19 protein-coding genes are annotated in these 20,900 nt (G+C 73.2%); 6 read left to right on the top strand and 13 right to left on the bottom strand.

Annotation, left to right across the window (positions count from 1 at the left end; all coding sequences use genetic code 11):
* Positions 1–5 precede the first annotated feature (5 nt).
* The 3 genes from AL2_RS05660 (at position 6) to AL2_RS05650 (ending at position 3,037) form a co-directional block, all read left to right on the top strand.
* Entirely contained in the window at positions 6–1,598 is a 1,593-nt protein-coding gene (locus AL2_RS05660) for an acyl-CoA carboxylase subunit beta (RefSeq protein ID WP_067629886.1), read from the top strand.
* A gap of 28 nt (positions 1,599–1,626) precedes the next feature.
* Positions 1,627–1,869: an acyl-CoA carboxylase subunit epsilon gene (locus AL2_RS05655; protein WP_067629883.1), complete on the top strand. Its 243-nt coding sequence runs from the start codon at positions 1,627–1,629 to the stop codon at positions 1,867–1,869.
* A 118-nt stretch (positions 1,870–1,987) separates the two neighbouring features.
* Positions 1,988–3,037 (top strand): NYN domain-containing protein, encoded by a 1,050-nt coding sequence (locus AL2_RS05650; protein ID WP_067629880.1) that lies wholly within the window; start codon positions 1,988–1,990, stop codon positions 3,035–3,037.
* A gap of 31 nt (positions 3,038–3,068) precedes the next feature.
* Here AL2_RS05650 and AL2_RS05645 read toward each other — a convergent pair whose 3' ends face one another.
* The 11 genes from AL2_RS05645 to AL2_RS05595 all read right to left on the bottom strand — a co-directional run bounded on the left by AL2_RS05645 (position 3,069) and on the right by AL2_RS05595 (position 13,711).
* Positions 3,069–6,122, bottom strand: a complete 3,054-nt coding sequence (locus AL2_RS05645; RefSeq protein WP_376741320.1) for a BTAD domain-containing putative transcriptional regulator — start codon at positions 6,120–6,122, stop codon at positions 3,069–3,071.
* Positions 6,123–6,183: 61 nt separating this feature from the next.
* Positions 6,184–6,630, bottom strand: a complete 447-nt coding sequence (locus tag AL2_RS05640; protein WP_067629874.1) for a pilus assembly protein TadG-related protein — start codon at positions 6,628–6,630, stop codon at positions 6,184–6,186.
* Complete coding sequence (locus AL2_RS05635; protein ID WP_067629871.1) at positions 6,627–7,094, bottom strand: TadE family protein; 468 nt, start codon at positions 7,092–7,094, stop codon at positions 6,627–6,629. Before AL2_RS05635 ends, AL2_RS05640 begins: the two co-directional genes overlap by 4 nt.
* Positions 7,091–7,483, bottom strand: coding sequence for a TadE/TadG family type IV pilus assembly protein (locus AL2_RS05630; RefSeq protein WP_245666367.1), 393 nt, complete (start codon positions 7,481–7,483; stop codon positions 7,091–7,093). Before AL2_RS05630 ends, AL2_RS05635 begins: the two co-directional genes overlap by 4 nt.
* Positions 7,484–7,546: 63 nt before the next feature.
* Positions 7,547–7,768, bottom strand: coding sequence for a Flp family type IVb pilin (locus AL2_RS05625; RefSeq protein ID WP_067629864.1), 222 nt, complete (start codon positions 7,766–7,768; stop codon positions 7,547–7,549).
* Positions 7,769–7,805: 37 nt separating this feature from the next.
* Positions 7,806–8,723, bottom strand: a complete 918-nt coding sequence (locus AL2_RS05620) for a type II secretion system F family protein (RefSeq protein WP_067629862.1) — start codon at positions 8,721–8,723, stop codon at positions 7,806–7,808.
* A complete protein-coding gene (locus tag AL2_RS05615; protein WP_067629860.1) occupies positions 8,720–9,697 on the bottom strand; it encodes a type II secretion system F family protein in 978 nt (325 codons plus the stop codon). Before AL2_RS05615 ends, AL2_RS05620 begins: the two co-directional genes overlap by 4 nt.
* Positions 9,697–10,998, bottom strand: coding sequence for a TadA family conjugal transfer-associated ATPase (locus tag AL2_RS05610; protein WP_067629857.1), 1,302 nt, complete (start codon positions 10,996–10,998; stop codon positions 9,697–9,699). The genes AL2_RS05615 and AL2_RS05610 overlap by 1 nt, the downstream gene beginning before the upstream one ends.
* On the bottom strand, positions 10,999–11,874 hold the full coding sequence (locus tag AL2_RS05605) for a hypothetical protein (protein WP_067629854.1): 876 nt from the start codon (positions 11,872–11,874) through the stop codon (positions 10,999–11,001).
* A 2-nt stretch (positions 11,875–11,876) separates the two neighbouring features.
* The gene (locus AL2_RS05600) at positions 11,877–12,755 is read right to left on the bottom strand and encodes a CpaB family protein (protein ID WP_067629851.1); all 879 of its coding nucleotides are present in this window, start codon (positions 12,753–12,755) and stop codon (positions 11,877–11,879) included.
* A gap of 227 nt (positions 12,756–12,982) precedes the next feature.
* On the bottom strand, positions 12,983–13,711 hold the full coding sequence (locus tag AL2_RS05595; protein ID WP_067629844.1) for a TetR/AcrR family transcriptional regulator: 729 nt from the start codon (positions 13,709–13,711) through the stop codon (positions 12,983–12,985).
* Between the two features lie 113 nt (positions 13,712–13,824).
* Here AL2_RS05595 and AL2_RS05590 point away from each other — a divergent pair, with 113 nt between their 5' ends.
* From AL2_RS05590 to AL2_RS05580, 3 genes are all read left to right on the top strand, one after another.
* Positions 13,825–14,298 (top strand): SRPBCC family protein, encoded by a 474-nt coding sequence (locus tag AL2_RS05590; RefSeq protein ID WP_067629837.1) that lies wholly within the window; start codon positions 13,825–13,827, stop codon positions 14,296–14,298.
* A gap of 34 nt (positions 14,299–14,332) precedes the next feature.
* Positions 14,333–15,274, top strand: a complete 942-nt coding sequence (locus tag AL2_RS05585; RefSeq protein WP_067629834.1) for an NAD-dependent epimerase/dehydratase family protein — start codon at positions 14,333–14,335, stop codon at positions 15,272–15,274.
* Positions 15,275–15,359: 85 nt separating this feature from the next.
* On the top strand, positions 15,360–19,880 hold the full coding sequence (locus tag AL2_RS05580; RefSeq protein ID WP_245666343.1) for a type VII secretion EssC family protein: 4,521 nt from the start codon (positions 15,360–15,362) through the stop codon (positions 19,878–19,880).
* Here AL2_RS05580 and AL2_RS05575 read toward each other — a convergent pair.
* On the bottom strand, positions 19,852–20,046 hold the full coding sequence (locus tag AL2_RS05575; protein WP_067629830.1) for a DUF397 domain-containing protein: 195 nt from the start codon (positions 20,044–20,046) through the stop codon (positions 19,852–19,854). The two genes, AL2_RS05580 and AL2_RS05575, sit on opposite strands and share 29 nt — an antisense overlap.
* Complete coding sequence (locus AL2_RS05570; protein WP_067629827.1) at positions 20,043–20,855, bottom strand: helix-turn-helix domain-containing protein; 813 nt, start codon at positions 20,853–20,855, stop codon at positions 20,043–20,045. Before AL2_RS05570 ends, AL2_RS05575 begins: the two co-directional genes overlap by 4 nt.
* Positions 20,856–20,900 lie beyond the last annotated feature (45 nt).

The following is a 20,900-nucleotide window of genomic DNA, read 5'->3' as shown; positions in this document are numbered from 1 at the left end:
CCGGCATGGCGACGGAAGCCCCTGAACCCCCCGTGGACTACGACGTCCACACCACGGCGGGAAAGATCGCGGACCTGGAGCGGCGCCGGCACGAGGCGGTGCACGCCGGTTCGGCGCGCGCCGTCGAGAAGCAGCACGCCAAGGGCAAGATGACGGCCCGGGAGCGGATCGACGCGCTGCTCGACCCCGGCTCGTTCGTCGAGTTCGACGAGATGGCGCGGCACCGGTCCACCAACTTCGGGATGGAGAAGAACCGGCCCTACGGCGACGGCGTCGTCACCGGGTACGGCACCGTGGACGGACGTCCGGTCGCGATCTTCAGCCAGGACTTCACGGTCTCCGGCGGGTCCCTCGGCGAGGTCTTCGGCGAGAAGATCGTCAAGGTCATGGACCACGCGATCAAGACCGGCTGCCCGGTGATCGGCATCAACGACTCCGGCGGCGCGCGGATCCAGGAGGGCGTGGTCGCGCTCGGCCTGTACGCGGAGATCTTCAAGCGGAACGTGCACGCCTCCGGCGTCATCCCGCAGATCTCGCTGGTCATGGGGCCGTGCGCGGGCGGCGCGGTGTACTCGCCGGCGATCACCGACTTCATCGTCATGGTCGACCAGACGTCCCACATGTTCATCACCGGGCCGGACGTGATCAAGACGGTCACCGGTGAAGAGGTGACGATGGAGGAGCTGGGCGGGGCGCACTCGCACAACTCCAAGTCCGGCGTCGCCCACTACCAGGGGTCGGACGAGGACGACGCGATCGAGTACGTCAAGGCGCTGCTGTCGTACCTGCCGTCCAACAACCTGTCCGACGCGCCCGCGTTCGACGTGCCGGTGGACGTGACCGAGCTGGACGAAGAGCTCGACACCCTCATCCCCGACTCGCCGAACCAGCCGTACGACATGCACACCGCCATCGAGCGGGTGCTGGACGACGGCGAGTTCCTGGAGGTCCAGGAGCAGTTCGCGCCGAACATCATCGTCGGCTTCGGGCGGGTCGAGGGCCGCTCGGTCGGCATCGTCGCGAACCAGCCGATGCAGTTCGCGGGGACGCTCGACATCGACGCGTCCGAGAAGGCCGCCCGGTTCGTCCGGACCTGCGACGCGTTCAACATCCCCGTGCTGACGTTCGTGGACGTCCCCGGCTTCCTGCCCGGCACCGACCAGGAGTGGAACGGCATCATCCGGCGCGGCGCGAAGCTGCTGTTCGCGTACGCCGAGGCCACCGTCCCGCTCGTGACGATCATCACGCGGAAGGCGTACGGCGGCGCGTACGACGTCATGGGGTCCAAGCACCTCGGCGCCGACATCAACCTGGCGTGGCCGACCGCGCAGATCGCGGTGATGGGCGCGCAGGGCGCGGTCAACATCCTGTACCGGCGCGACCTGGCCGCCGCGGACGACCCGGACGCCCGCCGCGCCGAGCTGATCACCGCGTACGAGGACACGCTCGCCAATCCCTACGTCGCGGCCGAGCGCGGCTACATCGACAACGTGATCAAGCCCTCGGAGACGCGCGGCCAGGTGGTGCGGGCGCTGCGGGCGCTGCGCGAGAAGCGCCAGACGCTGCCGCCGAAGAAGCACGGGAACATCCCGCTCTGATGCGAACACTCCCCGAAGGTCGGATCTCGTGAGCGCTGAGCAGAAGCCCTTCCTGCAGATCGTCCGCGGCGACGCGAGCCCGGCGGAGATCGCGGCGCTCGTCGCCGTGCTGACCGCCCGCGCCCGCGCCGCCGCCGCGGCCCGGGACGGCGCCGGACCGGCCCGCACGTCACGTTGGGCGGACCGGTCCCGGCTCGTCCGCAACACCTTCGCGGGCGACCTCGGGCCGCGCGGGCCGGGGGCCTGGCGGGCCAGCGGCCTGCCCCGCTGAGCCGTCCCGCCCACCTGGGAAGCCGCCGCGCGCGCGGCCTCTCACCGGCCGGTCCGAAGCGACATGTAACCGTGGTTCACGCCCAGCGGGGGGCTCGGCACGAATAAGGTGGAAGGCCATGGCCACCTCGGAGTACGTTGCCCAGCCCGCGCGATACGCGATCTTCGTCGACGCGGGATACCTTTACGCGGCCTCCGGTGCGCTGCTGCTCGGCTGCGGTTCCCGGCGGGAGTACCGCGTCGCGGCGGAGAAGCTGATCAAGGCTTTGACCGACCACGCCGACGGGCAGCGGCGCGGCGAACTGCTGCGGGTGTACTGGTTCGACGCGGCGCCGAAGAAGCAGCCCACGGTCGACCAGCGGGTGATCGCCAACCTGCCGCTGGTGAAGCTGCGGCTCGGCAACCTGAACGCGCAGGGCCAGCAGAAGGGCGTGGACGCGCAGCTGCGCGCCGACCTGGAGGCCCTCGCCCGGCACCGCGCGATCACCGACGCGGTGCTGCTGGCCGGCGACGAGGACATGCTGCCCGCCGTGGAGGCCGCGCAGCGCTACGGCGTCCGCGTCCACCTGTGGGGCGTGGAGCCGACGCACGGCTCCAACCAGGCCGAGTGGCTGGTGTGGGAGTCCGACACCGTCGAGGTGCTGCCCTCCGAGTTCCTCCGCCCGTACTTCACCAAGGCCAAGGTGCTGCCGGTGCCCGCGCCGGGCACCACCGCCGCCATCAAGGACGCCGCCGCCGCCGCGCAGCGGGCGAACCCCGTGCCGTCGCCGTCGCAGGTGTTCGCCGGCAAGCCGCCGTCGGTCAAGCCGGCGCCCGGCGCCGTCCGCACGGCCGTCCCGGTGACCGGCGCCGTGACGCCCGCCACGGTGGCCGCGTCGATGAACTCCGCGCAGGCCGACGGCAAGCTCGGCCCGGACCGCGACCACATGCTGGAGATCGGCGAGCACGTCGCACAGAAGTGGATCTTCGAGCGGGGCCGGGACAACATCCGCGACCTGCTGCCCGGCCCGATCCTGCCGCCCGTCATCGACAAGGAACTGCTGATCGAGGCGGAGAAGGAGCTCGGCGGTTCCCTGCGCCCCTACCAGGAGGCCCGCACGTGGCTGCGGGACGGCTTCTGGGAGCGCGTCTACCGCGAGTTCGGCATAGGAATCGGCAAGTCCGACTGAACGGGCGCCGGCCGGGCCCGGCTACGCCGTCTCAGCGCGAGCCGACGCGGTGCCAGTCGGGGACGAGCTCCTCCACCAGGGCCTCCGTCTCGGGCTGGAGCTGGTCGAGGAACGGGTCGCGGGCGAGGCGGGCGCGCAGCTCGTCCACGACCACCCGCACCTGCGCGACGTCGCCGGTCGCGTGGGTCGCGCGGAGCAGGTCGCGCCACAGGCCCTCGTCGGCGGGCGCGAGCCGCAGCCCGGCGCGGGCCGCGCCGACCGCGCCGCGCGGGTCGCCCTCGTCCAGCCGCAGGACGACGAGCCGGTGCGCGACGTCGATGATCCGCGCGGGCGTCTCGTACTCCAGGTCGTGGTTCGCCAGCCACGCGTACCGGCCGCGCGGCCGGTCGGCGAGCAGCGGGCCGCGGACGAGGTCCAGCGCGTACGCCATGTAGGCGGTCTCGGACGCGGGTTCGGCCGCCGACCGCCACACCAGCCAGCGGAACACGGCGATGTCGACCCGCACCTCCGAGCCGAGCCTGATCCGGCCGCGCTCGTCGTAGTACAGGTTGGGGCGGCCGCGCGCGTCCCGGCCGAGCCAGTCGGACACGCGCGCCACGCACGCGTCGCGGACGCCCGCGCTGGCGCCGCGCGGCCAGATCGCGCCGGACAGCACCGTCGGGTGGACGCCCTCCGGGTGCGCGGCGAGGAACACCAGCAGCTCGGTGCAGAGTTCGCGGCGGGTCTCGTCGATGGGGCCGGGGGCGTCGACCTCGATCGGGCCGAGCAGCCGGATGTCGACCGACGACTGCTGCGCGGTCGGCGGCTCCGCGCCGCCGGACAGCCCGGGCAGCTGCACGGAGTCGAGCCGCCCGGCGGTGCGGAACAGCTCGAACACGCCGCGGTAGTCGTCGTCGCGGACGAGTTGCGCGTCGACCTCGAAGCCGAGCACGCCGGCCTGGAGGTGCCCGGCGTCGTCGACGTCCCACGTCCAGGTGGCGCCCTGCACGTCGCCGGGGACGATGTAGCCGGCGGCCATCCGGGTGCCGGTGCGGGCGAGCGCGACGAGCCGGTCGGCCTCCTGCTCGTCCGGCCGGTCCGCCATGATCAGGTAGTGCGGCATCCACGCCTCGCCGAACACGCCGCGGCAGCGCCCGGTGAGCACCGAGTCGACGCCGGACGCGGCGAGCGCCTGCCGCACCTCCTCGCTGCGGCCCTCCAGCTCCGGCAGCGCGTCGCTGAGCGTCGGGACGGAGCGCACCCGGTCCGGGGCGATCTCGGTCAGGCCCTCGCCCAGTTCCGCGTCGAACCCGACGAGTGTGATCCGCATGTGGTCGGACCAGCGGTTGGTGGCCAGCTCCAGCGCGATCGCGGACAGCGCGGCGCGGCGGACGTCCTCGGGGCCGCGGACCGCGATCAGCCCGTGCGCGGCCTCCAGGTCGACGAGGATGCGGCCGTTGGCGTTCGTGCCGATCGACACGAGGCCCGGGTAGGGGGCGAGGACGTCGCCGAGGTCGGACGCCTCCAGCATGGGCAGCGCGTCGCCGCGCAGCCGCCACACCTGCCCGTCGTCGAACGCCTGCCAGGGGGCGGGCGGGTTCCGGTCGGCGGGCGCGATCCACAGGTCGAGGCTGCCGCGCCCGAGATGCACCCCGTAGACGGTCGGGAGGGCCCGGCCGCCCGCCGCCATGGACTTCGACATGTGCCGCAGCCCGAGGTCGAGGAGTTTCGCCGCGTCGTCGTCGGCGCCGATCCGCAGCGCCCGCTCCGCCTCGGCCGCCTCCCCCTCCGGCCGGACGACCATGTGCCCGAACGCGCGGTGCCACAGCTGGGCGCGGCGGCGCCGGCCGAGCGCGACGAGCAGCCCGGCGGCGACCAGCGACGCCGCGGCGAGGCCCTGCGGCCAGCCGAGGTCGAACGTCCCGCCGGTCTCCTCCCGCTGCGGCGAGCCCTCGCCCGGGACGGCCGCGCCGCCGCTGCCCGCGGCGCCGCCCATCTCGCTCGACGGCCCCTCCCCGTGCGCGGGCGGATGCGCGGGCTCGGACTCCCGCGGCGCGCTCTGCTCGGGTGCCCGGCTCTGCTCCGGCGCATGGGTCTGCTCCGGCGCCTGGGTCTGCTCGGGCGCCTGGGTCTGCTCGGGCGCGGGGCTGTGCTCGGGCGCCGGGCTTTCCGAGGCCGGCGGCGCCGGCGATGCGGGCGGCGCCTCCGCGGCCGGGGGCTCGGCCGGACGCTGCGGTGCCGGCTCGGGCGCGGGCTTGCCCGGTTCGTCCGGGACGGCGTGCCCGTACCGGAAGTACTCGTGGAGGTCCTCGGCCGGGATGACCTTCGCATGCTTGGCGTCCGCCGGCATCTCCAGGATCCAGCCCGGACGGATCAGGCTGGCGATCGTCAGGCGCGTCCCGTCCGGCTGGATGTGGTTCTTGTTGAGGGAATAGATCTCCTTGTACCGGCGGCCCTCGCCGAGGCACTTCTCGGCGATCTCCCACAGGCTCTCGTGGTGGCGTCCCTCCGGCGGCTGCACCCGGTAGATCTTCGTGGTGGCGGACTTCTCGGCGGGGTCCGCGGCGAGGTCGCCGGCGACCCGGCCGGCGGCGGCCTGTTGCTCGGGCGCGTCCGGGACCTGCTGGAACCGCGCCGACTGCGGCTGCATCTGCATCTGCACCTGGACCGGCGGGTGCTGCGACAGCCCGCCGGCGGAGAACGCGGGCATGATCGTGGTGGTGGCGGTGAACAGCAGCAGCGCGGCCACGACGAGCCGGTGCACGAGCGACTGCGTCCCGCCCGCGAGCGGCACCCGCGCGGGCACGCCGACCCCGCGGATCCCCGCGTAGAGCTCGACGGCGACGCACGCGGCGAGCTGCAGCCAGGCGAGCCACACCAGCGCCACCAGGATCGCGATGAGCGAACCCGGCCCGACCTTCTGCGTGAGGTCGGACGCGGACGGCACGTGGTCCGGCAGCGGCGACCCGAACAGCGTCAGCAGCGCGAACGGGACACCGATCATCAGCGCGGCCAGCGCGGCGACCGCGCCGATCCCGGCCAGAATGTCGCCCGCGCTGCGGCGCCCGTCCACCCGGACGGGCGTTCGCCGATCCTGCCGCGTCACCATCGCGTCCCTGCCGTTTCCCCGGACGTCGCCCTCATCGTAAGTCCGTTCTCCCGCACGATCACGGCCCATCTCCTCCGGTGACCGGGCGGGCGGTCGCGCTGGAGGTCAGCTGGAACGAGCCGAAGCCGGGGATGATCCCGAGCAGCTGCGGCTTCACGCTGATCTGGACCGTGACCGCGACCTCCTGGTCGTTGGCGTCGCACCGCGACCCGGTGACCTCGTCCGGGTAGGCGGCGAGCAGGTCGCACGCCGCCGCCCGGGCCCGGCCCGGATCGAGGACGGGTTCGCCGGTCTCGCGGAGGGCGTCGGTATCGATCTGGTTCGCGCCGGCGCGCGCCGCCTGCTCGGCCATGTCGGCGGCCCGCTGCCGGGCGTGGATGGCGAGGCCGCCGTCCACCAGCAGCCCGGCGAGCAGCAGGACGACCGGCGTGAACAGCACCGTGTACATCGCGATCGTGCCGCGGTCGCCGCGTTCGACACGGTCGGCGCGTTCGGCGGGGCTCATGGCGCGGCTCCCGGGTCGTCGGCGCCGCCCGCGTCCGTCCCGCGGTTGGTGAACGTGTCGACGGGCGCGATGGCGTGACCCTGCAGGCGCTTGGTGCCGGGCAGCCCGATGAACGCCAGGTCGCCGAGATCGACGTCGCAGGTGACGGTCACAGCGACGCTTCCACCCGGGCCCCAGGCGGACACGTCGGTCTGGACGCTGGGGCCGCCCGAGCACCAGTCGGTGCCGCGCATCCCGGCGGCGGCGGTGTCGGCGGCGAGGTTCTGCGCGGACCCGGCGCTGCGGGCGATGGACGCGGCGCGGGCGGCGTCGCGGGCGGCGCCGTCCACCTGGCTTTTCGCGTCCACCATCCGGCCCGCGCCCGCGAGGAACAGCAGGAACGCGATGAAGATGGGCGTGACCAGCACCATCTCCAGCGACATGGAGCCCCGCTCGCAAAGGCGCAGGGCGCCGCGGTCCCTCATGGGCCCGCCCCCTGCCGGCAGGCGGTGCCCGAGCCGACGTCGGGACGGAAGCACTCGATCGGCCCCTGCGAGCGCTGCGACACGTGGAACCTCATGAACGGGACGACCTGGACCGCCTCGCCGCTGACCTCCACCCACCGCTCGTCGTTCTCCTCACCGGCCCGCACCTGGAGCCCGCTCAGCAGGTCCGGGCCGATCTCCCGGACGGACCCGGACGCCTTCGCCGTCGCCGCACCCTCCCAGCCGCCGCCGACCGGGGACGTCCGCGCGACGCGGGCGCCCGCCTGCGCCGCGGCGAGCGCCACGTGCCGGGCGTGGAAGACCATGGCGAACTGCACGACGACGAGCATCACCAGGATGAGGACTGGGGTGAGCAGCGCCCACTCCATCGACGACACGCCCGCGTCCGACCGTAAGAGGGACGTGAGGCGCCCACGGGACCGCATCGGCGGTCAGCCCGTGTTGATGCTGTTGGCCTTGTCCTGGATCTTCTTCTGGATCACCGCGCCGATCGTGATCGCGATCAGCGCGAGGATCGCGGTGATGATCGCCCACTCGATGGCGGACGCGCCGCGGCTGCGCTCCTCCTCCGCGCGCAGCCGCGCCATCCGGGCGCCGAGCAGGGCGCGCAGGTACGCGACCGCCGGATCGTTCAGGGGGTTGAGCGGATTCATCCAGACACCTCCACGGGGTTTCGGGCAGGCCCTCGGGTCATGACGCGAGCACCCGCATCAGGGCCGGGTAGGCGAGGAAGATCAGGAATCCGGCGCAGAGGAACAGCTGCGCGACGAGCATCGACTGGGAGCGCTCACCGGCCTTGCCCTCCAGCTCCGACAGCTCCCGGCTGCGCATGGACGCGGCGCGGGCGGCGAGCGACTTGCGGATCTGCGCGCCGTCGTCGGAGACGAGCGCGAGCGCCCCGGCGAGGTCGCGCAGCTCGGCGATGTCGAGTTCCTCGCCGAGCCGGCCGAGCGACTGCCAGGGCGTCTGCCCGGTGATGCGGGCGTTGGACAGCGCGTCCCGGATGCGGTGCATCGCCCAGCCCTCGCCGACGTTGGACGCGGTCATCAGCGCCTCGGGGACGCCGCGCCCGCCCGCGAGGTTCATCGAGACGAGGTCGAGGAACGCGCCGACGACGTGCCGGAAGTCCTGCCGGCGGGCCTGCGCCTCCTGGCGGAGCTGCATGTCGGGGAAGAAGAAGAACAGGACGGCGAACAGCACGCAGATCCACGCGGGGACGGCGACGGACGAGCCGAGCCCGAGCAGCGTGAAGTAGGCGACGATCAGCGGGACGAACAGCAGCGCGCCGGCGGGCAGCAGGAACTTCGTGGCGAGGTACGCCTCCAGCGACCGCTCGGTGATCGCGAGGTCGGCGCGGACGGACCGGAGCCGCCAGCCGCGCGACTCGCAGAACCGGGCCAGCTCGCGTCCGATCCGGGCGCGCATGCCGCCGACCCGTTCCAGGGTCGGAGACATCCGGCCGAGCTGCTGCTCCTCCAGGTCGCGGCGGCGGGCCGCGTCGAGCGCGGCCATCCGGGCGGCGAGGCCGGGACGGGCCGGGAACAGCGCCCGGACGAGGACGTAGAGGCCGAGGCCGGCGACGGCGCCCGCGATCATCGCGGCGTTCACGACGCGCCACCCCCGCCGGCGTCCGTGGTGTGCCGGCCGCGCGGCGCGGGCTCCTGGGCCTTCCTGCCCTGCCAGCCGGCGACCGTGCTCGGCACCTCGCCCGGCACGCCCGGCTCGGCCGGTTTGCGGGGCTCGCTGAGGAACCGTCCCGGCAGCTCGTACCGCGACAGCCGCCGCAGCCACAGGAACGCCGCCCCGTACAGGGCGACGACGATGCACAGGACGAGCTGCCCGAGGAAGTCGTCGTACGGCTCGACGTAGGAGTGGTTGAACACGGCGAGGGCGAGGGCCGTCCCGACGGAGACGGCGACGACGATGCGGACGCTGCGCCGGGTGGCGCGCCGGTCGGCCTCGACGCGGCGGCGCATGTCCAGCTCGGCGCGGGCGGACGTGGCGAGCGCGCTCAGCATGTCGCGCAGGCCGGGCCCGCGCAGCTTGGCGTTCAGGATCAGCGCGGCGATCACCAGGTCGGCGGACGGGTCGTCGATGTCGTCGGCGAACCGGCGCAGCGCCTCCGGCATCGGGACGCGGGTGTGCAGCCGGTCGACGAGGTCGCGGAGCGGCTGCCGCAGGGCGGGCGCGGCGGCGCGCTGCGAGGCCGGGATCGCCTGTTCGAGGCCGACGGCGCCGGCGATCGTGTCGCGGAGCGACTCCGTCCAGGCGGCGAGGCCCTCCAGCCGCGCCATGCCGCGGCGCTCCTCGGCGGCGCCGCCCGCCAGCCCGTTCCAGGCGAGGACGAGCGCGCCGGTGCCGGCGGCGGCGATCGGCCACTGCGTCACGATCAGGACGAGGAAGCCGACGATGACGGCGACGGCGGTGCGGGTGGTGAGGGTGCGGACGAGGTCCTCGCGGCTGCGCCCGCGCGCGGGCTTCGTGCGGGCGGGCAGCCCGCGCAGCGCGGCGATCAGCAGCAGCAAGCCGCCGCCGGCCACGGCGCCCGCGACGATGGCGAGGAGGAGGTCCGGCGAGTACATCACCAACCGCCCCCGGCCGACGGGTCGTAGCCGTGCTCGGCGAGTTCGGCGGCGCAGGAGATCGGCGCGGCCGGGACGGCGAACCCGCCCGGGCCGAGCGCGAACACCTCCGACGACAGGACCCGCCCGTCCACGCCGGTGACCTCCCGGACGCTGGACACGAAGCGGCGCAGCCGCCCCCCGGACGCGTACTCGTTGCGCTTCTCGATGAAGACCACGAAGTCGATCGCGCCCGCGATCAGCATGTGGGTCGCCTCGACCGGCAGCCGCTCCTCCGACTGGATCGCGTACGTGGCGACGCGGTTGAAGACCTCCACCGACGAGTTCGCGTGGATCGTGGACAGCGACCCGTCGTTGCCCTGCGTCATCGCGTTCAGCATCGTGACGATCTCGTCGCCGAGGACCTCCCCGACGATCACCCGGGACGGGTTCATGCGCAGCGACCGGCGGACCAGCTCCGCCATCGAGATCGCGCCCTGCCCCTCGGAGTTCGGGAGGCGCTGCTCGAACGCGACGCAGTTCGGGTGCAGCTCGGGGAAGGCGTCCAGGCCGAGTTCGAGGGCGCGTTCGACGGTGATCAGCCGCTCGTTCGGCGGGATCTCGTTGGCGACCGCGCGCAGCAGCGTCGTCTTCCCCGCGTTCGTCGCGCCCGCGAGCATGATGTTCTTCCGGGCGAGGACGGCGGCGCGGAAGAACTGCCCGATCTCCTGGGAGAACGTCCCGTTGCCGACGAGGTCGGCGAGGAACACCTTGCCGAGCCGGGCGCGCCGGATCGACAGCGCGGGACGGACGGTCACGTCCATCACGGCCGAGAGGCGCGAGCCGTCCGGGAGGCGCAGGTCGAGCTGCGGGTTCGCGGTGTCGAACGGGCGCGACGACAGCCCGCTGTAGGCGGCGAGGATCTGGATCAGCTCGACCAGTTCCTCGTCGCTCTCGGCGACCGGCTCGGCCATCACCTCGCGCCCGTCGGCGTAGCCGATGAACACGCGGTCGCAGCCGTTGATGTCGATGTTCTCGATCTCGGGGTCTTCGAGCAGCGGCTGGAGCCGGCCGACGCCGAACAGCGCCGCGTGCACGCCGGCGGCGAGCGCCTCCTCCTCTTCGGCGTTCGGCGGGCGGCGCCCGGAGGTGATCTCGCCGCGCGCGAACTCCTCCAGCACCTGGCCGATCAGCGCGCGGGCGAACTGCCGCTCGTCCTCCCCGGACATCGACGGCAGCCCGTTCGCCGCGTCCAGCCGGCGCTGCTGCGCCAGCCGGTCGCCGACCTCCTGGCGGAGGCGTTTGACGAGCCCGTGGTCCATCTAGTGCCTCCCCTCCCGCTGCGCCCCGACCGGAACCTGCGCGGGCGCCTCGGCGGGCGGGGCGGGGGCGAGGCGTCCGGTGAGGTCGGCCGCAACCTCGCGGGCCGACCGGATGAGCAGCGACCGGTCCAGCCGCCCGCCCCATTGGCCGGACAGCAGGTCGGCGCCCTTCGGGTCGAGCGCCAGGCCGCCGAGGACGGTCACGCCGGGCGGCGGCGGGCCCTGCGCCGGGTCGGGCGCCTGGCCGCGGTTCCGCGCTCCCGCGATGATGCGGTCGACCTCGGCGATCGAGCCGCGGAAGTCGCGCGGGTCGGCGAGCACGAGCACCCCGATCGGCGGGCCGCCGCGCAGCTCCTCGGTCAGTGCGCTGACGCGTTCGCGCAGGTGGGCGACCTGTTCGAGGGTGGCGCGGGTGAGCAGGACGACCATGTCGGCCTCCCGCAGCAGTTCGGTCAGCGGGGTGCCCGCGCCGAGCCGCCCGCAGTCGGCGAGCACGTCCACCGGGGCGAGGCCGGCGAACGCGCGGCCGAGCGGCCCCCACAGCCACGTCATCGCCTGCGCCTGCTCGGCGTTGGTGAGCCCGACGAGCACGTCCAGGCCGCCGACGAGCCGCTGGCAGTGCTCGGCGACCTGGTCGGGGCGCAGGCCGCGGCGGGCCGTCGCGGCGAGGCTGAGCAGCCCGCGGGACGGGTTGAGCATGCCGCCGTCCCCGTCGCCGCCGTCCGGCGGGGCGGCCGGCAGCCGGTACACGAGGTCGCCGCCGGCCTGGTCGCACTCCGCGACCAGCACGGGACGCGGCCACACGGCGCCGAGCGCGACCGCCGCGGTCGTGACGCCCGGCGCCCCTTTGTCGGCCGCGAGCGCGATGAGTGCCACCGTCAGTTACCGCCCGTGCCTTGGCCCTGCGTGCCGCCCGGATTCGGTGTGCCGCCAGGATTCGGTGTGCCGCCCGGTACGGGTTCGACGCCGCCGCCGGACGGCTGCTCGGCGCCCTGCCTGGGCTGCGCGGCCACCTTCGTCCCGGGCGGTATGAGCGCGAGCGCGACCGCTCCGGCGGAGGCGGCCTGCGTCACCTGCGCAGCGTCCGCCGGGAGGACGGCGACGTCCACGCTGGTCTGGTCGGAGCGCAGCCGGGTCGGGCCGCCGTCGTCCGCGGCGCCGATGCCGACCACGACGGCGTCCTGGGCGAGGACGGTCCCGGCGCGCGGGCCGCCGTTCTGCCCGCCGCCGACCGCGTAGAGGGCGACGTGGCTGCCCTCGATCACCTTGCCGGACGGCATCTGGCCGGCCTTGAGCGCGAGCCCGACGATCACCCGGCCGTTCTGCGGCGCGGTCTCCGGGCTGATCATGCCGTTGGTCAGCAGCGCGCCCTGCACCAGCGGGACGGCCGCGATGTGCCGGGTCACCTTCTCCCGTTCCGCCCAGCTGAGGTATTGGATCCCGGTGTCACCGATCTGCACCTCTTCGAGGGCGCTCGCCGGGATCTGCTGCCCGGCCGCGACCGGCTGCGCGACGCGGATCGCCGACACCCGCTCGCCGCTCGCCACCACGAGGTAGGCGCTGGCGAGGGCGCCGCCGAGGATCAGCAGCACCGCGAGCGCCGCCAGCGCCGGCTTGCGCTCGCGCGGCGAACTGGGGAGCCGCTGGCCCCCCGAGGTGCCGAGCCCCGATCGGCCGAGCCCCGCCGTCCCGCCGGACGACCCCGCCGCGCCACCGCCCGAGACGGTCGACTGGTTGGCCTTCATCGCGCTGCCCACGCGCTCCTTCCCGCCCTCTCGCGGACCCCGTCGGACGGTGTCCGCGCACACCGAGCGATCCATGCTTGCGGGGGCGGCAAGGTCCCGTCAATGGATTCGGTGGAGTGAAGCCGTTCCGTATCCGGGCGTACCGCGATGACCTGCGAATTCGTTGATCACATGACTACTTACCACCAGTCACATCCGTCACTGACCACATGCTGGACACCTCCGGAGGGCCCCCGGCGTCACGGCCGCAGGCCGACGAGGCGGCCGAGCAGGGCCATCGAGTGGTCGAAGTAGGCGGCCCGCTCCTCGATCACATTGTTGAATTGCCCGAACAATTCAAAGCTGACCGTTCCGTACAGACCGGACCATGCGGTGAAGGCCCGAGCGATCACGTCGTCGGGAATGTCCATGGTCAGCGCGGCGCGCGCGCGGGCGAAGTCCTCGGCGAGCGAAGGCGGCGGGGGAGGGCACGGGCCCGCGGGTTCGAGCGCGCCCGCGGCATGGGCCTCGGAGATGATCCGCGTGAAGACGACCGTGTCGCGGATGGCGGCGGGGACGGTGTCCTGCGGCGCCTTGTAGCCGGGCACCGGCGAGCCGTGCAGCAGGGCGTACTCGTGCGGATGCTCGAGCGCCCACTCGCGGACCGCCCTGCACACGGCCAGCCACCGTCCGGCGAAGTCGTCGTCTGCGCCGGCCTTCGCGCCGGCCGTTGCGGCGGCCTTCGCGTCGGCCCGCTCGACGGCCTCTCCGACGGCGTTGTAGCCGTCGATGATCAGGGCGGTCAGCAGGTCGTCGCGGCTCGGGAAGTACCGGTAGATCGCCGACGACACCATGCCCATCTCGCGGGCGACCGCGCGCAGCGACAGCCCCGCCGCGCCCGCCGTCGCCAGCTGCCGTCTCGCGATCCCGGTGATCTCCCGGATCAGCTCCGCCCGAACCCGCTCCCGTGCCGTACGACCTGCGCTCATGGTCCGAGATTAGCAGAGCGACGCACAAAATCGAGAGCGCTGCTCTTGACATCGCCGCTCTCTGGAGAGAGCATTGCTCTCATAGTGGAGCACTGAACCACAAGGAGGCGGTCATGCCGAGCCTGGCGACCCTGCACGACGAGTACGCGCTGCGCGGCCGGATCGACGAGTCCGCGCCCGTCACCAACACGTCCAGCGTCCTGATCGACGCCTCACCCGCCCGGGTCTGGGACGTCCTCGCCGACCTGCGCGGTTGGGAGACCTGGGCGCCCGGCTTCCGGCTGCGCGCCCTGGACGCCGTCGAACCGGGCCGCGAGTTCCGCTGGACCCAGAACGGCACGCCGCTGCGCTCCCGGTTCGCCGTGGTCGACCCGGGCCGCGAGCTGAGCTGGACGGGCTCCTTCCTCGCCCGCTACCGGGCCGTGGACCGCCTGGTCCTGGCCGAGGAGGACGGCCGCACCCGCGTCACCGTCCAGGAATCGCTGGACGGCCCGCTCGTCCACCGCGTCTACCCGCCGCACAAGCTCCGCGCCGGCCACGAGACCCGCCTGGCCGCCCTGAAGGACCACCTCGAAACCCGCGCCTGACAGCGCACGGGAACCAGCGAGAAGGAGAGAGACCATGGGGAAGCACGTGATCGTCGGAGCCGGGCAGGTCGGAGCGCATCTGGCCGAGCGGCTCGTCCGCCGGGGGCACGACGTCGTCGTCGTGACGCGGTCCGGGTCGGGGCCCGAAGGGGTCGAGCGGGTCGCCGCCGACGTCGCGGACCAGGCCCGGCTGACCGACGTCGCCAAGGGAGCCGACGCGCTCTACAACTGCGTGAACCCGCGGTACCACCGGTGGGCGCAGGACTGGCCGCCGATGGCGTCGTCCTTCCTCGGGACCGCCGAGGACACCGGGGCGGTGCTGGTGACGCTGAGCAACCTGTACGTGTACGGGCCGGTGGACGGGCCGATGACCGAGGACCTGCCGCTCTCCGCGCCCGGCACCAAGGGCCGGGTGCGGGCGAGGATGTGGGAGGACGCCCTCGCGGCGCACAGGGCCGGGCGCATCCGGATGACCGAGCTCCGCCCGTCCGACTACTACGGGCCGCGCAGCACCGACCAGGCGTACATCGGCGAGACGCGGTTCGTGAAGCCGCTGCTGGCGGGCAAGCGGGTGGCGTACTTCAGCGACCCGTCCGTCCCGCACGCCTGGACGTACCTGCCGGACGTCGCCGAGGCCCTCGCCATCGCGGGGACGGACGAGCGGGCGTGGGGCCGGCCGTGGCACGTCCCGACGGGCCCGGCCGTGTCCACGCTGGAGGTCGCGGAGCGGCTGTGCGCGATCGCCGGCGCGCCGGCGCCGCGGGTCCACCAGGTGCCGCGCGCCGCGTTCAGCGCGCTCGGGCTGGTCTCGCCGATGCTGAAGGAGTTGCGGGAAACCCGCTACCAGTTCGACAAGCCGTACATTCTCGACTCTTCCGCGTTTCAGGCGACGTTCGGGATGGCTCCGACGCCGATGGACGACGCCCTCAAAACGATCGTCGCCGCCTACCGGAAGTCGGAAGGCGTGGGTAATTAAGCTGGCTCCGATCGACCATCGGACGTCGGAGGCTCGGATGCGGATCTCGTTCACGGCGCTGACCGGCGGAGGACCTCGCGATGTTGTGATAAATGTCGATTCCGAGGTCACCGTGGGCGGGGTCGCGCAGTCGCTCGCCGCCACCCTGGACGGCCCCGCGCCGGCCCTGGCGCCCCGGTTCTCCAAGGCGGCCCTCCTCGCGAAAGACGGGGTCAGGGACGGGCACGGCCCGCGCAAGGCCCTGTGGATGGACGGCCGGATGCTCGACCCGCAGGCCCTCGCCGTCAAGGAACTGCGGGACGGCGCCGTCGTGGCGGTCGAGCAGCGCGGCGCCGCCGCCACCGTGCTCGCCGAGCCGACCGGCCTCGTCGAGGTGCGGGTCGCCGGCGGCCCGGCGGCCGGGTCGGTGCACCGGCTCGGCCTCGGCACCAGCACGATCGGGTCCGGGCGGGACGTGGACGTGGTGCTCGACGACCCGTCCGTCCCGGCCCGGTCCCTGCGGCTCACGGTCGGGCGGGAGGCCGTCGAGGTCGAGCCGTCCGCGATGACGATGCAGAGCTCCGCCGCGCTGGACGGGACCCCGCTCGGCGCGAAGACGATCTGGCCGGTGGGCGGGATGCTGTCGGTGGGCGGCAGCGTGCTGACGCTCGCGCCGAGCGCCGCGCCCGACACCCACCTGGAGCCGCTGCCCGAGGGCGGCCTGGCGTTCAACCGGCCGCCCCGGCTGCGCCCGGCGCGGCACGCGCGGACGCTGGACGTCCCGAAGCGCCCCGAGCGGAACCCACGCGAGCGGCTCCGGCTGTTCGGCGCCCTGCTGTTCTCGGCGTTCGGGCTCGTCATGGCGTTCGCGCTCGGCCAGTGGTGGTGGGCGCTGTTCGCGCTGGCGTGGCCGGTGATGACGGTCGGCGAGTGGATCGGCGACCGGCTGCACGGCCGCAAGTCGTACAAGAAGGCGCTGAAGGACTACCACCAGAAATCGGGCGAGTTCGACGGCGAGATGGAGCGGCTGCGGCGCGCGGACGAGGCCGAGCGGCGCGCCCTGCACCCCGACCCCGCCGAGGTGCTGCTCACCGCGACCGGGCCGCGGCGGCGCCTGTGGGAGCGGCGCCGCGACGACGCCGACGTCCTGCACCTGCGCGTCGGCCTCGCCGACCTGCCCGCCCGCATCGAGCTGACCGGCGAGCCCGGCGACGTGCCGATTCCGGCCGCCCGGCAGGTCCCGGTGGCGCTGCCGCTCGGCGAGCTGGGCGTCATCGGGCTGACCGGCCCGCGGCACGCGTCGCGCGGACTGGCGCGGTGGCTGGTCGCGCAGGCCGCCGTCCTGCACAGCCCCCGCGACCTGGCGATCGTCGTCCTGTCCGCGGAGCAGCGGGCCGGCACCGAGTGGAACTGGGTGCGCTGGCTGCCGCACTGCGCGCCGCGCGAAGGCGAGGACTGCGTCGCCCTCGTCGGCACCGACCCGGAATCGGCCGCGCACCGCGTCACCGAACTCGCGATCCGGCTGACGGAACGGCGGCGTGCCGCACAGTCGGAATCGCCGTTCTTCGGGCAGGCCGGGGGGCCTTCCGTCCCGTACAACATCCTGATCGTGCTGGACGGCGCGCGCGCGTTGCGTCGCATACCCGGCATGCCGATGCTCCTGTCACGAGGTGCCGAATACGGCCTCTACGCCATCTGCGTGGACGACGAGGAACGTCTCCTCCCGGAAGAGTGCCAGGCGGTCGCCGCGTGGGAGCCGCAATGGCCTTCGCTCATCCGGCTCCAAGGTCAGGGGCTCGAAGCCGTCGGTCCTGTGGTCGCCGACCAGGTTTCAGCGACGTGGTCCGACCGGGTGGCGCGCGCGCTGGCCCCCGTCCGGGACGTGTCCCGCGAGGACGCCGAAGACTCCATTCCGGCCGACGTGCGGCTTCTCGACGTCCTCGACATGCCCGAGCCCACGGCCGAGCACGTCCTCCAGTCGTGGAGCCGGACGGGCGGGCGCACCACCCGCGTCCCCATAGGGCTCGGCTCAGGACAGCCCTACGAGGTCGACCTCCGGACGGACGGCCCGCACGGTCTCATCGCGGGAACCACCGGTGCGGGCAAATCGGAACTGCTGCAGACGCTCATCGCATCACTCGCCGTGGCGAACCGCCCGGACGAGATGACCTTCGTCCTCATCGACTACAAGGGCGGCGCCGCGTTCAAGGACTGCGCCCGCCTCCCGCACACCGTCGGCATGGTCACCGACCTGGACGGGCACGCCACCGAACGCGCCCTCGAATCCCTCGCCGCCGAACTGCGCCGCCGCGAGGAGATCCTGCTCGAAGCGGGCGCCAAGGACGTCGACGACTACAACGACGTCCGGATCACCGACCCCGGGCTGCCGGCCATGCCGCGCCTCGTCCTCGTGATCGACGAGTTCGCCGCCATGGTGACCGAACTGCCCGACTTCGTCACCGGCCTGGTCGACATCGGGCGCCGCGGCCGGTCCCTCGGCGTGCACCTGATCCTCGCGACGCAGCGTCCCGCTGGTGTCGTCACCGCCGACATCCGCGCCAACACCAACCTGCGGATCGCGCTGCGCGTCACCGACCCGGACGAATCCACCGACGTCCTCGACTCGCCCGACGCCGCGCAGATCTCCAAGTCCACCCCCGGCCGGTGCTACGTCCGCTCCGGCGTGTCGTCGCCGCACGCCGTCCAGTCCGCGCGGATCGGGGGCCGCCGCCCCGGCACCGCCGCCGCCGGCGGCCCGACGATCCTCCCGCTCCCCTGGCAGGGCCTCGGCCACCCGCTGCCCGCGCCCCGCGAGGCCGCCGACGACTCCACCATGGCCACCGACCTGGGCGTCCTCGTCCAGGCGATCGACGAGGCCGCCCGCCGCGCCGGCATCGGCCGGCAGCCGTCCCCGTGGCTGAACCCGCTGCCCGAACAGGTGCGGCTCACCCCCCGCACCGCCGCCGGCGGCTCCGTCGTGGACGTCCCGCCGATCCCGTTCGGCATCACCGACCTGCCCGCCGTCCAGTCCCGCGAGGAACTGGCGCTGGACCTCGCGTCCGGCGGCCACCTCTACCTCGCCGGGTCCGCCCAGTCGGGCCGATCCACCGCGCTGCGCACCATCGCGGGCTCCCTGGCGGTGTCCTGCTCCCCCTACGACGCCCACCTGTACGCGATCGACTGCGGCGCGAACGCGCTGCTCCCGCTGATCTCCCTGCCGCACTGCGGCGCCGTCGTCACCCGCGACCAGCTCGACCGCTGCGAGCGCCTGCTCACCGCGCTGACCGCCGAGGTCGCCCGCCGCCAGCAGCTCCTCGCCGAGGCCGGCTTCGCGTCCCTCGCCGAGCAGCGCACCGCCGTCGCCGCCACCGACCGCCTCCCCTGGATGGTGCTGCTCCTCGACCGCTGGGAGGGCTTCGTCGGCGCGTTCGAGCACTACGACTACGGCCGCCTCGTCGACCAGGTCATCCGCCTCCTGCGCGAGGGCGCCGCCGTCGGCCTCCGCGCCGTCTTCACCGGCGACCGCTCCGGCCTCGGCGGACAGGTCTCCACCGTCTTCGACCGCCGCCTCCTCCTGCGCATGGCCGACCCGAACGACTACGGCTACGGCGGCCTCCAGGACAAGCAGGTCCCCCGCCGCGATGCCCCCCGGCCGCGCCCTGGAACCGACCGTCCCCGGCGCACCCCCGCGCGAATCCCAGGTGGGCCTGCTAGGGGACGACCCGTCCGGCACGTCCCAGGTGGCGGTACTTCAAGAGATAGCCCGCACCTGCGTCTCCCGCTACGGCCGCCTCCCCCGCCGCCAACGCCCCCTCCACGTGGACGAACTGCCGGTCCGCGTCACCTACCGCGAGGCCATGTCGCTCGACCCGGAGTTCACCGCCCCGTCCCCCCTCTGGGCCCTGGTCGGCGTCGGCGGCGACACCCTCGCCCCCGTCGGCGTCGACCTCCTCAACGAGGGCCCCGGCTTCGCCGTCGCGGGCCCGCCCCGCTCAGGCCGCTCCACCACCCTCCGCACGATCGTCCACTCGCTCCTCGACCCGTCCGTGGGCGGCGGCCTCGTCCCGGTGGTCCTGGTCACACCCCGCCGCTCCCCCCTCCGCCTCCTCGCCAGCCGCCCCGGCGTCCTCGGCCTCCTCACCTCCGACGCCGACCCGGACGACCTCGCCGACGCCATCGGCGACGAGCACCGCTACGCCGTCATCGTCGACGACGCCGAACTCCTCGACGAAACGGACCTGGACGACGCCCTCCGCGACGTCCTCCGCACCGCCCGCGACGGCGAGCACGCCGTCGTCATCGGCGGCACCACGGCCGACCTGGGCCGCGGCTACCGCGGCTTCCTGTCCGACACCCGCCGCTCCCGGTCCGGCGTCCTGCTGTCCATCGACTCCCCCGACGACGGCGACCTGTTCGGCCTCCGCCTCCCCCGCAACGCCCCCCTGGGCGGCCCCACGGGCCGCGGCCTCTTCGTGGCCACCGGAGTCACCACCCAAATCCAGGTAGCCCTCCCACCCCCCACCAGCACCGACTAACCCCCATCGAGCCAGCCGGTCTTGGAAGGAGTCTCTCGCCCCCAAACCGGCCGCTGCTCCCCGTCAGGCCCGGTCGCGGGTCCCCTCCTTGATCGCGTGCAACAGGCTTCCAAGCTGGGTCCGGTTCACGACCAGCCGTGCGCCGTCCGGATCCTTGGAGTCCCTGACCCCGACTCCCCCGGGCAACGCGGCCAACTCGACACACGCCTCATCGGTCGCGCTTCCGCTGCGGGAACTCTTGCGCCAGTAGATCGTCATGAGAAACCTTCCATGATCTCAAAGATCAGGGTCCTGGACGCGTCCTCACTCAGCGCCTTCGCCCCGATCATCTCGAAATCTACGGCGAGCTCCCGCACTTCCACAGGATCTTGGACCAATCGCCCACCATGGAAGGCACCGATGTATGCGACGTCGGCCTCGAGGCTCATGACCTGGAACGGCCCGTTGAGGCCGATGTGCGCTCCCACCCTCCTGGGGACGACACGGATGATCACATCCGGCCGCTCACCGAGATCAAGCAGTTGCTGGAGTTGCGCCCTCATCACGTCGATTCCGCCCACTGGACGATCTATGGCGTCCTCATCCAGCAGAACGAGTAGAACGGGCGGATTCGGACGCTCGAAGATCACGTCCTGCCGAGCGACCCGCGCCGCCAACGCTCGGTCGACGTCTTTGACACCGGCCACGGTAAGGAACGCTCGCGCATAGTCCTCTGTCTGCAATGGGACGGGTATCACCTGCCCCTGGTAGATCCGGATGATTTCGGCTTTGGATTCGTACTCGGTGTACTGCCGGAACCAATCCGGATCATGGGACGTATTGGCGAAGAAGATCAGCAGCTCGAACATGCGCGGGGTGTTGTACCGCACGTCGAGCTTTCTGGCCTGGTCATCGCCGAGCTTGAGCCTGCCCGCCTCGATGTTGGAAACAGTCGAGCGAGCGGCACTGATGATCTCTCCGCACTGGGCCAGGGAGAGGCCGTGCTTCTCGCGCTCAAAGCGCAGGGCATAGGCCAGAAAATGCCACAGCGAGATCTTGGGGTCGAGGGGGTCTCTGACGCGAGCCACACAACCTCCCGTGTTTCCGATTTTCGGAGATACACAAGAAGATAG

This window comes from Actinomadura latina NBRC 106108 (assembly GCF_001552195.1).
Lineage (GTDB): Bacteria > Actinomycetota > Actinomycetes > Streptosporangiales > Streptosporangiaceae > Spirillospora > Spirillospora latina.
Note: the sequence above shows the minus strand (reverse complement) of the source record. Positions and strands in the feature narration are given on the sequence as shown.

Coding starts and splice junctions, on each gene's coding strand:
- AL2_RS05660 (WP_067629886.1), top strand. CDS start 6: ATGGCGACGGAAGCCCCTGAACCCCCCGTGGACTACGACGTCCACACC.
- AL2_RS05650 (WP_067629880.1), top strand. CDS start 1,988: ATGGCCACCTCGGAGTACGTTGCCCAGCCCGCGCGATACGCGATCTTC.
- AL2_RS05640 (WP_067629874.1), bottom strand. CDS start 6,630: ATGAGCCCCGCCGAACGCGCCGACCGTGTCGAACGCGGCGACCGCGGC.
- AL2_RS05635 (WP_067629871.1), bottom strand. CDS start 7,094: ATGAGGGACCGCGGCGCCCTGCGCCTTTGCGAGCGGGGCTCCATGTCG.
- AL2_RS05630 (WP_245666367.1), bottom strand. CDS start 7,483: ATGGAGTGGGCGCTGCTCACCCCAGTCCTCATCCTGGTGATGCTCGTC.
- AL2_RS05625 (WP_067629864.1), bottom strand. CDS start 7,768: ATGAATCCGCTCAACCCCCTGAACGATCCGGCGGTCGCGTACCTGCGC.
- AL2_RS05615 (WP_067629860.1), bottom strand. CDS start 9,697: ATGTACTCGCCGGACCTCCTCCTCGCCATCGTCGCGGGCGCCGTGGCC.
- AL2_RS05610 (WP_067629857.1), bottom strand. CDS start 10,998: ATGGACCACGGGCTCGTCAAACGCCTCCGCCAGGAGGTCGGCGACCGG.
- AL2_RS05595 (WP_067629844.1), bottom strand. CDS start 13,711: ATGAGCGCAGGTCGTACGGCACGGGAGCGGGTTCGGGCGGAGCTGATC.
- AL2_RS05590 (WP_067629837.1), top strand. CDS start 13,825: ATGCCGAGCCTGGCGACCCTGCACGACGAGTACGCGCTGCGCGGCCGG.
- AL2_RS05585 (WP_067629834.1), top strand. CDS start 14,333: ATGGGGAAGCACGTGATCGTCGGAGCCGGGCAGGTCGGAGCGCATCTG.
- AL2_RS05575 (WP_067629830.1), bottom strand. CDS start 20,046: ATGACGATCTACTGGCGCAAGAGTTCCCGCAGCGGAAGCGCGACCGAT.